Raw genomic sequence first — 14,128 nt, 5'->3', positions numbered from 1 at the left:
AACGGTCGCTATTTGGGCTGCGGGGAGGTTTGGGTTGTCTTATTTTGTAGCGTCTGAAGGCGCGCTGGAAACCGGCGCGGCCGTTGTTGGGCGCAAGCGATCGATTAGCCGCTTTGCGGCGACCATGCGCGCGGCGCTGTTCGCCGGCGTCTTGCTCGGCGCGCTCGTGACCGGAGCGCGGGCCCAGACGGTGATCAACGTCACGGTCGCCAACGACACCGGCACCACCTCGGGGGGCTCGACTGGCGGCGCCGGCACGCTTAGCGCCGCGCTCGCGCAGATCAATGCTTCCACGCCCCCCGGCGGCTTCATCATCAACCTGCAGACCAATGTCACGCTGTCGGGGCCGCTGTCGCCGATCTTCAACTCGGTGAGCATCAACGGCAACGGCTTCACCATCAGCGGCAACAATTCGCAGCGCATCTTCATGGTCGGCGTCGACACCGCGACGCAGACCAGCGCGGGGGTGGCGGGCTCGATCATCGCGGACCGCCCTCAGGTGGCGATCAGCAACGTCATCCTGTCCGCGGGCCTCGCCCAGGGCGGCGGCAACGGCGCCGGCGGCGGCATGGGGGCGGGCGGCGCACTGTTCGTCAACCAGTCGGCCGACGTGACGCTGAGCAACGTCAGCTTCGCCAACAACAACGCGAAGGGCGGCAACGCAACAATCAACACGTTTCGCGGCGGCGGCGGCCTCGGCGGCAGCAGCGGCGGCAGCGGCGCCGGCGGCATTTTCGGCAGCGGCTCCTCCGGCGCCGGCGGCGGCATTTTCGGCGGTTCCGCTGGCGCCGGCGGCGGCGGCTATAGCGGCGCCGGTGGAAGCGGCGCGAACGGCACCGCGGGCCTCCTGTCGATTGCTGGCCTCAACGGCGCCGGCGGCGCCGGATTTGGTGGTGGCACCACCGGTGGTGCGAATGGCGGCGGCGGCGGCGGTATCGGAAATGCGGGCGGGGGTGGCGGCTTCGGCGGCGCAAGCAGTTCCGGCTCGACCGGCGGGGCGGGTGGTTTCGGCGGCGGCGGCGGCACCGGCTTGAACGGCGGCGGCGGCGGTGGTTTCGGCGGCGGCGGCGGTGGTTTCAGCGGCCCTGGCGGCGCCGGTGGCTTCGGTGGCGGCGGCGGCGGTGGCGGCGGTGCGGGCGGCTTTGGCGGCGGCGGTGGCGGCGGCGGCGGCGCGGGTGGGTTTGGCGGTGGGGGCGGCGGCGGCGGGGCCGGCGGTGCGGGTGGCTTTGGCGGCGGCGACGGCACCAGTGGCGGGAACGGCGGCGGCGGCGGCATGGGCGGGGCGGTGTTCGTGGTCAAGGGCGGCTCGCTCACCATCAACGGCAACGGCTCGACCTCGGGCGGCAGCGTAGCCGGCGGCACCGGCTCCAACGGCGGCGGTGCGGGCTCGGCCTTAGGCACGGGCTTCTTTGTGCAGGGCTCGACGCTGACCTTCGGTGGCAGCGGCAGCTACACGGTGTCGGACGCCATCGCCGATCAGAACGGTTCCGGCGGCTCGGCGGCCTCGGACGGCCTCGGCGGCACCGGTGGATCGAGCGCCATTACCAAGAGCGGCATCGGCACGCTCAGCTTTTCTGGCGCCAACACTTATACTGGAGCTACGACGATCAATGCCGGCACGCTAAGGGGCGCTGCGGCGAACACATTCAGCGCTACGAGTGTGACGACAATCAACACCGGTGGCACGCTCGATCTCGGTTTGCTGGGACAAACGATCAATATCGTTTCGCTATCGGGCGGCACGTTGGCCAACGGCGCGTTGACCGGCGCAGTGACCTCAAGCGGCGGCACGCTGAACAGCCTCGGCGGCGGCATGACGCTGACGGCGAATAGTGGCGCGACCAATGTGACGGGCACCAACACCTTCACAGGCGCGACCACGGTCAACGGCGGCCTGCTCTCGGTCAACGGCACGAGCACGGCCAGCGCGGTGACGGTGAATGCCGGCGGCACGCTCGGCGGCAACGGCACGGTCGGCAACACGACCATCAATGGCGGCACGCTGGCGCCCGGCAATTCGATCGGTACGTTGACCGTGCAGGGCAATCTCGTGTTGACGGCCGCATCGAGCTACATGGTCGAGGTGTCGCCTTCGGCGGCCGACCGCACCAACGTCACCGGCGTGGCGACGTTCGGCGGCGCCACCGTCAAAGCATCTTTCGCAGCCGGGGCCTATGTCGCAAAGCAATACACCATCCTCAACGCCACCGGCGGTATCGGCACCAGCACGTTCGGCTCGATCGTCAACACCAACTTGCCGGGTGGATTCGCGTCGAGCCTGAGCTATGACGCCAACAATGCGTATCTCAATCTCGTTCTCAGTTTCGTGCCGCCGCCCGGGACGGGTCTCAACAACAACCAACGGAACATCGCCGACCCGATCGTCAATTTCTTCAACTCCAACGGCGGTATTCCGCTGGCGTTCGGCGGGCTGACGCCGGCGGGACTGATCCAGATCTCGGGCGAGACCGCGACCGGCTCGCAGCAGACGACCTTCAACGCGATGAACCAGTTCATGGGATTGCTGACCGATCCCTTCATCGACGGTCGCGGCGATGGCGTTTCAGCGGGATCATCGGCGGGCGCATCGGCCTACGCCTCACCGGACATGCCACGCTCCGGTGCGGCGCGGGACGCCCATGCGATGTTCACCAAGGCGGTCGTCATGGCCGATCCGTTCGCGCAGCGCTGGAGCGTGTGGGCGGCGGGCTATGGCGGCTCGCAGACCACCGACGGCAACACGACACTCGGCTCCAACAACACGACTAGCCGCATCGCAGGCACCGCGGTCGGCGCCGATTACCGTATCTCGCCGAATACGCTGGCAGGCTTTGCGCTGGCCGGCGGTGGTACGAACTTCAGCGTCGTCAATAGCGGCTCTGGCCGATCCGATATGTTCCAGGCCGGCGCCTTCATCCGGCACAATGCCGGTGCGGCGTATCTCTCCGGCGCACTGGCCTATGGCTGGCAGGACATCACCACCAACCGCACCGTGACGGTGGCCGGCATCGACCAGTTGCGCGCGCAGTTCAACGCCAATGCGTGGTCCGGTCGCGTCGAAGGCGGCTATCGTTTTGTCAGCCCATGGATGGGCGGGGTGGGCATCACGCCTTATGCCGCAGGACAGTTCACCACCTTCGACCTGCCTGCCTATGCCGAGCAAGCGGTAACCGGCGTCAATACCTTTGCGCTCGCCTACGCCTCGAAGAGTGTCACTGATACGCGCAGCGAGCTCGGCCTTCGCAGCGACAAATCATATGCGATGGCGGACGGAATCTTCACGCTGCGAGGGCGCCTGGCATGGGCGCATGATTTCAACCCCGGCCGCAATATCGGTGCGACGTTCCAGACATTGCTGGGCGCATCCTTTGTCGTTGGCGGCGCCGCGCAAGCCAGCGACTCCGCGCTCGTCACCGTCTCCGTCGAGAAGAAATGGCTGAACGGCTGGTCCGCCGCCGCCACCTTCGAAGGCGAGTTCTCTCAACTCACCACCAGCTACGCCGGCAAGGGCGTGGTGCGGTATTCCTGGTAAGTTGACGATTTCCGGTTTTGGCCCTTCGCATCATTTCGCTGTGCTGCGGAATTTGGTAGCTATCGGGGGCATAGCGGACTCTGGCAAGCCGACCGATCGGCTGATTTATGGGATCACGGCCTAGGTAGCCCGCGATTCTTTTCTGATTTTGTGGGCTTATTGAATTGCTGGACGGACTCTACAAGGTTGAATACGGCGTCAACGATGCGTTCGGCCGCAGCATCATGTGCCTGCATGACGGTAAGATGCTGGGCGGCAATTCGGCCTTCGCGCACCTTGGAACCTATGTCGAGCGCGACGGCGAGATCGTCGCCGAGGTGATCACCGAACGGCACAACGAGGATCCCAATCACAAGCCGCTGATGGGAGCCGATATCGCCTCGATCGGTGCGCGCGGGCGGCTCACCGGCAACCAGATCCGTCTCGAGGGTGGCGCGGACACCATGCCGGGCGCAAAATTCTGGGCCAATCTCACCCGGCTCGACGACGAGGGGTTGCCTCCGAGTGGTGCGGTCGGTCCGGGCGGCATCGCCAACGGACTCTATGGGATGAGCCTGCGCGCGCTTGACGGTGTCGATGCCGGATTATCAGGCGTGATGCTCCTGATCGACGGCCGCATCCTCGGCGGCGATGCGTTCTTCTACTATCTCGGCTCCTATTCGTCGGCGGATGGCCGCTGGAAGGGCGAGATGCTGAACCAGGAGCACACGCCGGCGAAGGGCGAAAACCCCGTGTTTGGCGGCTATGAGGTCGGGATCGGCTTCTCCGGAACCTGCACGGCGGATATCGGTGAGCTCGAAGGCATCGCGCTCGCCGGCAAGCGCAGCCTGCGCCTTGCAGCCTCGCTCAAGCTGATGCGGCGGGCCTAGGACGTATCCTCATCGAAGCCGCGTCGGCTTATGCCAAAAAGTGACATCGAAGTGGTCTGGGACGAATGTCGTCCTTGGGCCAGAGGCGGGAAGGCCAGTTCTTCTACCTCTCGCGCTTCATTTCATTGCAACATCGCGGTCGATGTCTTGCAGGTGCACGAAAGTTGCCCAAGCCTTTCGATATTCGCTGTCTGTGGGATCGATCGCAAGCAAGGCGCGACACGCCTCTTTGATTTCGTCCGACGAGGGACGCATCGCGACGTTGCCGGACGACTTGGCTTGGTTCCAGCGTTCCTCGACGCCTTTCGCCAAGGCGAGTGCTTCGGAGGGGCTCCGTTTCCGGGTTGACCTCGCCAAAGGGTGATCCGGAGGGAATTTGGGCCATGCGACGGGAGGCTGATCGGCTCGCCACTCACTCTCCTTGCCGGTCCCACGCTCTCCCGGCAAGTTTGCCTGGGCTCCATTGGCCGATTGAGGCGGGACAGTCCGTGCGCCCAGCTCGCGGAGCTGCTGCTCCATGGTCCCGCCGGACGCCGTTGCGCCTGCCGCAGGTGCACGCGTCGTCAGACCTGACACAGTTGAGGTGCCGGCCTGCGGAGCAACCTTCTGAACGGTTTGCGCAACGGACAGCATGCCAGGCGAAAGAGCAGGCTTCTGCTGCGCGACCTTGTCATTTTCAGTGGGGCAAGGCCGAAATCCCGAGCGCAGCTGCGTGATCCGGCCGTCGTCGTCGATGCGGGCAAAGTCAACGGCCACAGTGTAGACGAAAGCGGCATCGATGGATTGGCCGGATTTGTCTCTGGCGTTGACGGCGCCGCAAACATATCGCGCCGCGTCGGCCTCGACTGAACGCAATGCGCTGAATTTGGCCGAGTCCGGATCGATCAGCACGCGCCGAACTGCTGCGCGAGCTTTCATGTGCTCGTTAGAGAAGATGCTGAGCACGACATCCGGATTGAACATGTCGGGCTGGTAGTACCACTTGTACTCCACAGCAAGGAATGCTGCGGCCAAAGGCCGTCGCGATCAGGAAAGCAGATGCATTCATGGATTTGGTCGGGCAATGGAACCCGGTATGGTTGTTGTTATCTTCTTGAACCATTTATGATGGAATCTACTAACAATCCGTAAATTGGTTGCTCCCGCGATTTTCAACAACCGGTGGAAGAGCCACAGCTGGTTTTGCTCAAGGGGGCAGTTGCCGGTGCGGGAAACACACTGACCAAAGTCAACCAAGGGGGCACAGGCTGACGCCTGACGGGTGGCAGCGGCAGGTCCGCTGTGGGCCATAACCGGACATCAACCAGCGAAGGACCGTGGGTCTCACAGCACTGGCGTACACTGCATGTCTGCTCCGACGATGAGCGGCCCGTTGTAGGCAGTTCGCAAATCAGCGATGGCGGCATCGAGTTCAAACAGACCGAAATGACTGACGATGAGCTGCTTGACCGCAGCCTCTTGGGCAACGCGTCCGACGACTGCCGGTGTTGCGTGCAAGGGAACATTCGCACCGGGCGGGATTGCAAGATGCATGATCAGGAGGTTCGCGCCCTTTGCGAATTCGACGAAGCCTGGATCGGTGCCGTTTTGGTCGGAGCTAAACACGATCGACACATTTCCGGTCTGCACGCGATAGGCCAAGGTTGGCATATTTCCATGCGGGATTTTCCGTGCCGTGACTGTCGTTCCCTCGCGCTGCAAAACCACGGATGGATCGCTTTTGACAGCGTCAATCACTCCGACATCAAGTCGAACGCCACCCGCCACAACGCGCCCCATATCGGGCCGCACGCCGCTGCCCCCGTATGAGCCGCCTAACGCCGATCCGAGCACTGGAAATGCGCCAGTCTTCTCGTCAAAAAGCCTGTTGAGGAAAATCGCAAAGTCAGGGGCCGCATCGTTGCCTGTAGGACCGAAAACCTTGAGAGGTTCCTTGCGGACCTCGTGGCTCAGCCAAAGGAACGCTGGCAAGTCGGAAACGTGATCTGGATGAAGATGGCTTATTCCGACCATCCACAAGTCTTCGAGTTTGGCTTGCGATTCACCAAAGCGGTGTTGAGCACCACCGCCCATGTCGATGAGTATTCTTGCGCGCCCCTCGATCCAGACCAGATAACTCGTCGATGCCCGAGTGGGATTCATTCTGGGGCCACCAGAACCGAGGATTTGCACGTCGAGCGGCGTTGTACCGCAACTCTGTCCGAAAGCGCTCAAACTGCTCAGTGACGCACAGAAAATTCCCAGCAAGAAAATAACCGGAAGCCGAACCATGAAGACACCCATGTTGTTCAAACAGAGTCTATCAAATCGGTCTTGCAAATTTCACGACAGGGCCGAGATGGTCATTCGGGCAGCCCTGCTTGCCGCAATCCTTCCTCATATCGCGCGACGTCCTCAGCACGTCGATAAGGGCCAAGCACATCTTTGAGATTGGAAACGCGCAGCGTGGGGCTGAGTTCTCGCAGCCGAGCCACGGCCTTGTGTGCTTGCTCCGGCCGACCGGCCATTGCGTTGCTTGCGGCGGTGATCCGTAATCCAGGCCGATAGTCCGGGCTGCACTGCAATGCCATTGCCGCCCATGATGCCGCTTCGTCATAGCGGTCCAAAAAGAAATGTGCATACGCGGTCCCGGCTCGCATGCCCATCAGCCACGGATCAAGTGGGCTCAGGCGAATGGCTCGTGCGAAGCGCTCGATCGCCGATTCCGGCTCGCCGAGCCAGAGTTTTACCCAGCCGCCGAAATTCCATGCCTCAGCCAAATTGGAATTAAGCGCGATCGCGCGATCAACTAAGCCGGCACCTACCCCGAGATCCCCAACAACAAACGCTAACGCATTCCCGCCAGCGGAGAGCGCGTTCGCGTCATCCTTGCCCAACTCAACTGCCCGTTGGGTGAGCTTCTTCACTTCGGCAATCGCGTTCGCCGTGTCCGGAATCCAGCCATTGATCCTGGCAATGAGGTAGCAAAAGGCTGCGCGACCGTAGGCGGTGGCAAATTCCGGGTCGAGCTCTATCGCGCGGTTGAACAGACGCAATGCCTCGTCGTTCGCTTGCCGGTTACCAAACTGATGAAGCCGGGCCAGACCGCGCAAATAGTGGGCATAGGCGTCGAGACTAGCGGTCGGCTTGCGTTTGGCGCGCTCGATCTCAGCTTTCTCCACCGCAGGCGCGATCGCCCCGACAACGCTTTCAGTCACCTGGTCCTGCAAATCGAAGATGTCGCCGAGCTCGCCATCAAACCGATCGGCCCAAATATGTGCTCCAGTAGCGGTATCGACGAGTTGTCCCGTAATGCGCACTCGGTTTGCCGCCTTGCGAACGCTCCCTTCCAACACGTAGCGCACCCCAAGCTCGCGCCCCACCTGCTTCACGTCGACAGCGCGCGCCTTGTAGGTGAAGCTGGAGTTTCGGGCGATGACAAATGGCGCCTTGAAACGGGACAGCGCCGTGATGATGTCCTCGGCCATTCCATCGGCAAAGTATTCCTGTTCGACATCGCCAGACATATTCTGAAACGGAAGCACCGCAATGGAAGGCCTGTCGGGCAGCGGAGGCGGACTCCCGGCCTCGGCAGCAAAAACTGGCGCAGCCTCTCGCGTTTCCGTCGGCGCATCGACCTCAAAGGCCCTGATTGGCTCCTGAATGTTCTTTACATGTTGAACGCCAAGATCCGTACCTGGGTCTGTGACCGAGGCTCGCGCGGGCAATTCTTCCTCGGTGATCTCGCCAACAAACCGGAAGCCTCTGCGAGAAACCGTCCGGATCAGGCGTTGCTCCTTGCCGGTATCCCCGATTGCCTTGCGCACGGCATTGACGTGGCTGGTCAGCGTGGATTCGGACACGATCCGTCCTTCCCACACCGCCTTCAGAAGATCGTCCCTTGTCACGACCTGTTCCCGGTTTCGGACCAGGAAGAGCAGCAGGTCGAACACCTTCGGTCCGATGGGGATGAGCTCGGAGCCTCGCTTGAGCTCGCGCCGGTTGGCATCGAGACAATAATCTTCGAATAGAAACGACACTTGTGATCCTTCCTGGACAAGAAGCCAAGGAAAACTCGATCGCAATTCAGGCCGGCTGCAAGGTCTTTTCCGTTCGAAACAGTACACATTTTCTCACCCTTCGGGAACGAGGGTTCGAGAAATGGTTGGCCCGCCTGCACTCGACGCGCACTGACGTTCGCAAACAACGCAACAAACCTGGCCGAGCCGAGGCAGGCTTACCACCTGCATCGCCTCCCGAGTGCGAGGATACGTTCATGAACAAGCATATCTTGCGCGCTTCCCTGGAGGACGCGTCACTTGCGCCTGAGGCGTGCCAAGTCACTCCGGCTCATGCCGAGCGCCCTCCCGCCGGTGCAGAAATGGCGCGGGTGCTCGGGACCACGCCATTTCAAATGGCTTTGGATTCCTCCGGCGCCGGAATCGCCCACTGGAAGCATGACCCGCTGCACGACGTCGTCGCGCCCATGAGCCATCACGTCATCATGGCTTACAACGGCACGGTGCAGCGCATGGAGCGGCGGATGGGAAGCGCGGTTGCGATCGGTACGTTTCGTCCCGGAGTCGTGATCATCATCCCCGAAGGATCGAGCTCCCGGTGGGATATTCCGAAACCTGTCGATGTCATCCAACTCTATCTTCCGCACGCCACGCTCGAGCGGGTTGCAGGCGAGGTCGACAGCGCCACCTCGACCGATCTGCTGGAGCGAACGGCGCATCCCGACCCCATTACATCCCGATTGCTCCTGACCGCGACCGACGCCGTGGTGGGCAATGTCGTCGTGGATACACTGTTCAGGCATCAGCTGATGGACCTCTTGGCCACGCGCCTGCTGGCGGCGCATGTCGGCGCGCCGTCCACGTTCCAGCCGACGCGGGGCGGCCTCTCACCGGTCGTATTGCGCCGCGCCATCGAGCGCCTGCACTCGGACATCGACGCTGACGTATCGCTCGCGGCGCTCGCTTCTGATGCCGGTCTTTCGCGATTCCACTTCTGCCGCGCCTTCAAGGAAAGCACCGGGCTTTCCCCACATGCCTGGCGGCGCCAGCAACGGCTCGAGGAGGCCAAAAACATGCTGCGCGGCACCGACGCGTCGGTCATCTCGATCGCGGTCGCGCTCGGCTATTCTTCCCAGACCGCGTTCGCCGCCGCCTTCAGGAAGCTGACTGGGGACACCCCGAGCAATTGGCGACGGCGTGCACGTTGACAGCATCGCCTATGCTGGGAACAGCATCATTGGGAGAAAGGCTCCCGGATGCAGGCGGGCAAAAGAAGGTCCCATGACCGCTATGGGTCACAAGCCGACGCCTGACGGGCGGTAGCGGCAAGTCCGCTATATGGGACATTGGCGGACGTCACGCCTTGCCGCTCGCACAGCGCGCTTCGGCTGGAAGCGGACAGCGAGACGGCAGGCAGCGGGCGCGAAGCGTCGCGTCGGGATGAATTACAGGAAGCTGGCGTCTGGCGGGGTGGAATCCGGGCCCGGCCGGGCTTCCCCTGGCGGCCGGCATGGCCTATGACGCTGCAACGCAAAAAATCCTCCCAAAAAGACCCCATGATCCGCCTCGACAACGTCAGCAAGCAAGCCGGCCACCAGATCCTGTTCATCGAAGCCTCCGCCGCCCTTAACAAGGGCGAGAAGATCGGGCTCGTCGGCCCGAATGGGGCCGGAAAGACCACTTTGTTCCGGATGATTGCCGGTGAGGAACTGCCCGACGAGGGGCAGGTCTCGACTGATCGCGGCATCACGATCGGCTATTTCAACCAGGACGTCGGCGAGATGAGCGGCCGCAGCGCCGTGGCCGAGGTGATGGATGGCGCAGGTCCCGTCAGCGAGGTCGCAGCCGAGTTGCGCGAGCTCGAGGCCGCGATGGCCGACCCCGACAAGGCCGACCAGATGGACGAGATCATCGCGCGCTATGGCGAGGTGCAGCACGCGTTCGAGGAACTCGACGGCTATGCGCTCGACGGCCGCGCGCGCGAGGCGCTGTCCGGCCTCGGCTTCAGCCAGGAGATGATGGACGGCGATGTCGGCAAGCTTTCCGGCGGCTGGAAGATGCGCGTGGCGCTGGCGCGTATTCTTTTGATGCGCCCCGACGTCATGCTGCTCGACGAGCCGAGCAACCATCTCGATCTCGAAAGCCTGATCTGGCTGGAAAAATTCCTGCACGATTTCGAAGGCACGCTGCTGATGACCTCGCATGATCGCGAGTTCATCAACCGCGTGATCTCCAAGGTGATCGAGATCGATTCCGGCTCGCTCACGACCTATACCGGCGACTACGAGTTCTACGAGCAGCAGCGGGCGCAGAACGAGAAGCAGCAGCAGGCGCAGTTCGAGCGCCAGCAGGCCATGCTCGCCAAGGAGATCAAGTTCATCGAGCGTTTCAAGGCGCGCGCGTCTCATGCCGCCCAGGTGCAGAGCCGGGTGAAGAAGCTCGACAAGATCGAGCGGGTCGAGCCGCCGCGCCGCCGCCAGACCGTGGCATTCGATTTTCCGCCGGCGCCGCGCTCGGGCGAGGACGTCGTGGCGCTCAAGAACGTCTACAAGGGTTACGGCAGCAAGCGCATCTATGACGGCCTCGATTTCATGATCCGCCGCAGGGAGCGCTGGTGCGTGATGGGCGTCAACGGCGCCGGCAAGTCGACGCTGCTCAAGCTGATCGCCGGTGCGAGCGAGCCGGACGAGGGCACGGTGGCAGTCGGCGGCAGCGTCAAGATGGGCTATTTCGCTCAGCACGCGATGGATCTGCTCGACGGTGAGCGCACCGTGTTTCAGTCGCTCGAAGACCAGTTTCCGACCGCGGGGCAGGGGTCGTTGCGCGCGCTCGCCGGCTGTTTCGGCTTCTCCGGCGACGATGTCGAGAAGCGCTGCCGCGTACTGTCGGGCGGCGAGAAGGCGCGCCTCGTGATGGCCAAGATGCTGTTCGACCCGCCGAACTTCCTGGTGCTGGACGAGCCGACCAACCATCTCGACCTCGCCACCAAGGAGATGCTGATCACGGCGCTGGCGGATTTCGAGGGCACCATGCTGTTCGTCTCGCATGACCGCCACTTCCTGGCGACGCTGTCGAACCGCGTGCTGGAACTGACGCCGGAAGGCATCCACCAGTTCGGCGGCGGCTACACCGAATATGTCGCGCGCACCGGGCAGGAAGCGCCGGGGTTGCGGTCTTAATTGGAAGCCGTAGCCCGGATGGAGCGAAGGGCCATCCGGGATTCGTTCCACGCGAGCGGTCGCGTGATGCAGTTGCTCCGGCCCCGGATTGCGCTTCGCTCCATCCGGGCTGCAACCAAATCGAGAGACTCGCAATGAACTAGCGGGATGGGCGGCGGTACAGCACCCATCCGTTGTGGCCCTCAATCGCTATCGCAAAATCTCGCGCAGCACCTCGCCATCGACCTGGTGCGGTCTGACGCCCAGGATCTGCATGATGGTCTGCGCGACGTCGAGATTGTGCATGCGTCGGATCGTGGTGTTGTTGCGGATCTGCGGGCCGGCGGCGATGAAGGTCGCGCTCATCACCGGCAGCTTGGGATCGTGGCCGTGGGCACCGTAGAAGTTTGGCATCGACAGCGTGGTCGTCGCCGCATTGAACGGAGCATCGCCGAGCCGGGCGACGCCGGGGCTCTGGATGCCGTCGAAATTGTACCCCGGGGCCATCAGCGCGAATACGTCGCCGAAGTCCTGACCGATGGTCTTGCTGGTGCACTGTCCGAGCCCGGCCTCGCATTGTAGCGGGCGGGTCTCGACCACCGTGAACAGCCGCCCGTCCTCGAGCGAAGCGTTGAATTTGGGGTTGGGATCGACGGCATTCCTCACGGCCTCGGTGATCTGCGTCACCAGCGACTTGTAGGTGGCAGGATCGACGGTGCCACCCTGTTCGCGCTGTTGCAGGTTGACGTAGATGTTGGCCGCCGGACCGGAGGTGCGGATCGCCACCTTGGTGGTGTCGATGCCGGCGTTCTTCAGGATATTGGCCATGCTGACCGAGGTGTGGAACGGCGCAAAGCCGTGGTCCGACACGACGATGACGTTGCTGTCCGGCCCTGCGGCATCGGCGATCCGCTTCACCGCCTTGTCCGCGGTCTGATAGGCGAAGCGAATGTAGGACTTGTAACGGGCGACCTTGGCTGCGTCCTGGTTGGCCCCGATCGAGTTCGGGTCCTTCGGGTTGGTGCCCTGGCGCGGGTCGGTGAGCAGGAACTGATGCTCGGAGCCGTCGGGCTGCTCGATATAGACCATCACGAGATCGGCGTCGGGATTGTTCAGGATGGCGCGCTCGCCGATATCCGCCTGATAGCGCACGAAGGTCTTGACCATGTCCTCGAACATCGCCTCGATCTCGATGTCCGGGAAATTGGTGAAGCCCGGGCTCAGCCGCTCCGGAATGCGGAAGTCGGCCTGCGGACGCCAGAAGCCGATAGTGTTGTTGATGTCGTCGACGTCGGTCAGGACCGGTGCGTTGCGCGGAATGAAGTTGGCGCCGTAACGGGCGAAGCGCACCACCGAGAGATCGGGCGCGAGCTGCGAGACGAAGTAGGCCGCACCGACCTTGGCGCCGCTGCCGTCGAAGAAGAACGGCGCGTTCTCGCCACCGAACTTCGCATAGGCCGGTCCGGTCGCCGGGGGCTTGAACGGTCCAGCCGTAATGCCGCGCGTGGCGTCGAAGAACACAAGCGTGTCGTAGTTCACCCTGCTGTCATTGGTGGTGTCGAGCGCCGCTACCCGGATCGCATATTTGATGTCCTGGGTAGCCGCGTTGGTGCAGGTTGCGGTCGGAGCGGATGCGCATGAGAACGTCTCGATCGGCGCGGAGGTTGCCAGCACCGGGCTGAACGAGAAGCGGCCAGCCGCCTGGAGGGCCGTGGCCACGGCCGGATCGGCGGCGAAGTCCGCCGATGTGAGCGAAAAGCCCTGGGCGCCGATACCGCCGAATGCGCCGAACGGCACGGTGTAGTCGGTGATGCGGATCGGCTGGGCCGGTTGCACCACCGTGCCGTTGATCGAGATGTCGGCGCCGTCGCCGCCCGGCCACGTCGCAGTGACGACTTTCCTGCCCTGCTGGCGCAGTTGCACCCACAGCGGCAATGCCGTCGGACGCGGCGAGGGCCCGAGCGGGCTCTCGCGATAGCCGCCGATCGGCGCGGCGAAACCGCTGAGGCTCGACGTAACCGGCCCGACGATCGCCTGATAGGTGTTCGAGGGAATGTCGTTGTGGACGGCGGTCGAGCCGGTGGCGATCTCGATATGCGAGACGGCGGTAAGTGACGGCGACGCCGTGATGTTTTGCTGCGCCACCGCGCCATGGCGGCTCAGCCGCGCCAGAGCGCCGTCGCGCGGCAGTACGCCTTCGTCGATAAATTGCTGGATGAAATCGGGCTTTGCACCGTCGAGCGAGATGACGACTACCGGCGGCGAGCGGTGTCCGTGATGATGGTCGCGATCGTGGTCGCGATCCCTGGAATTGTCGAAGCCGCGGTCGCGGCCGTTGTCGTCCTGATCGGCGTGCGCCGGAATTGCGGTGCCAGCCAGCGATGCGGCGAGCGATATCGACGAGATCAGGGAGAAGAGCGCCTTCATGTCCACGTGGTGCCCCATGTTTCTTGCTGCGCAACCTGCGCGGGTTTGACCTGGAATGACGCGGGGATTATCGAGCGTGGCCCACGACGCGCGTGTGACGCCTCGGCGACGTGTGTGCGTCGTTGAGATAACGCGGCGTGGCTG

The 14,128-nt window shown here is 63.5% G+C and carries 8 protein-coding genes; 4 read left to right on the top strand and 4 right to left on the bottom strand.

The annotated features are described in order from the left end of the window. Positions 1-34 precede the first annotated feature (34 nt). Both ACVJ5M_RS27505 and ACVJ5M_RS27500 read left to right on the top strand, forming a co-directional pair. Positions 35-3,532 carry an autotransporter outer membrane beta-barrel domain-containing protein gene (locus tag ACVJ5M_RS27505; RefSeq protein ID WP_456679430.1) on the top strand — a complete coding sequence of 1,166 codons (3,498 nt, stop codon included), beginning with the start codon at positions 35-37 and terminating at the stop codon, positions 3,530-3,532. 164 nt (positions 3,533-3,696) lie between these two features. Continuing rightward, positions 3,697-4,401, top strand: coding sequence for a hypothetical protein (locus ACVJ5M_RS27500; protein ID WP_231144920.1), 705 nt, complete (start codon positions 3,697-3,699; stop codon positions 4,399-4,401). A 117-nt stretch (positions 4,402-4,518) separates the two neighbouring features. Here ACVJ5M_RS27500 and ACVJ5M_RS27495 read toward each other — a convergent pair whose 3' ends face one another. From ACVJ5M_RS27495 to ACVJ5M_RS27485, 3 genes are all read right to left on the bottom strand, one after another. Next, complete coding sequence (locus tag ACVJ5M_RS27495) at positions 4,519-5,415, bottom strand: hypothetical protein (RefSeq protein ID WP_341850557.1); 897 nt, start codon at positions 5,413-5,415, stop codon at positions 4,519-4,521. A gap of 309 nt (positions 5,416-5,724) precedes the next feature. Beyond that, a complete protein-coding gene (locus ACVJ5M_RS27490; RefSeq protein ID WP_224581010.1) occupies positions 5,725-6,684 on the bottom strand; it encodes an MBL fold metallo-hydrolase in 960 nt (319 codons plus the stop codon). A gap of 59 nt (positions 6,685-6,743) precedes the next feature. Then, positions 6,744-8,420 (bottom strand): winged helix-turn-helix domain-containing tetratricopeptide repeat protein, encoded by a 1,677-nt coding sequence (locus ACVJ5M_RS27485; protein WP_063983616.1) that lies wholly within the window; start codon positions 8,418-8,420, stop codon positions 6,744-6,746. A gap of 236 nt (positions 8,421-8,656) precedes the next feature. On the opposite strand from ACVJ5M_RS27485, the gene ACVJ5M_RS27480 reads away from it, so the two are divergent. Further along, positions 8,657-9,607: an AraC family transcriptional regulator gene (locus tag ACVJ5M_RS27480; RefSeq protein ID WP_231145272.1), complete on the top strand. Its 951-nt coding sequence runs from the start codon at positions 8,657-8,659 to the stop codon at positions 9,605-9,607. Positions 9,608-9,955: 348 nt separating this feature from the next. Continuing rightward, entirely contained in the window at positions 9,956-11,578 is a 1,623-nt protein-coding gene (locus ACVJ5M_RS27475) for an ABC-F family ATP-binding cassette domain-containing protein (RefSeq protein WP_063983614.1), read from the top strand. A 189-nt stretch (positions 11,579-11,767) separates the two neighbouring features. Here the strand turns inward: ACVJ5M_RS27475 and ACVJ5M_RS27470 are convergent, their stop codons facing one another. After that, entirely contained in the window at positions 11,768-14,002 is a 2,235-nt protein-coding gene (locus ACVJ5M_RS27470; protein WP_354099487.1) for an alkaline phosphatase family protein, read from the bottom strand. Positions 14,003-14,128 lie beyond the last annotated feature (126 nt).

The sequence above is a fragment of the Bradyrhizobium sp. S3.7.6 genome, from assembly GCF_054061875.1.
Note: the sequence above shows the minus strand (reverse complement) of the source record. Positions and strands in the feature narration are given on the sequence as shown.

Excerpts from the sequence above, each read along its gene's own strand:
- ACVJ5M_RS27490 (WP_224581010.1), bottom strand. The coding sequence starts at position 6,684 with ATGGGTGTCTTCATGGTTCGGCTTCCGGTTATTTTCTTGCTGGGAATT.
- ACVJ5M_RS27480 (WP_231145272.1), top strand. The coding sequence starts at position 8,657 with ATGAACAAGCATATCTTGCGCGCTTCCCTGGAGGACGCGTCACTTGCG.
- ACVJ5M_RS27475 (WP_063983614.1), top strand. The coding sequence starts at position 9,956 with ATGATCCGCCTCGACAACGTCAGCAAGCAAGCCGGCCACCAGATCCTG.
- ACVJ5M_RS27470 (WP_354099487.1), bottom strand. The coding sequence starts at position 14,002 with ATGGGGCACCACGTGGACATGAAGGCGCTCTTCTCCCTGATCTCGTCG.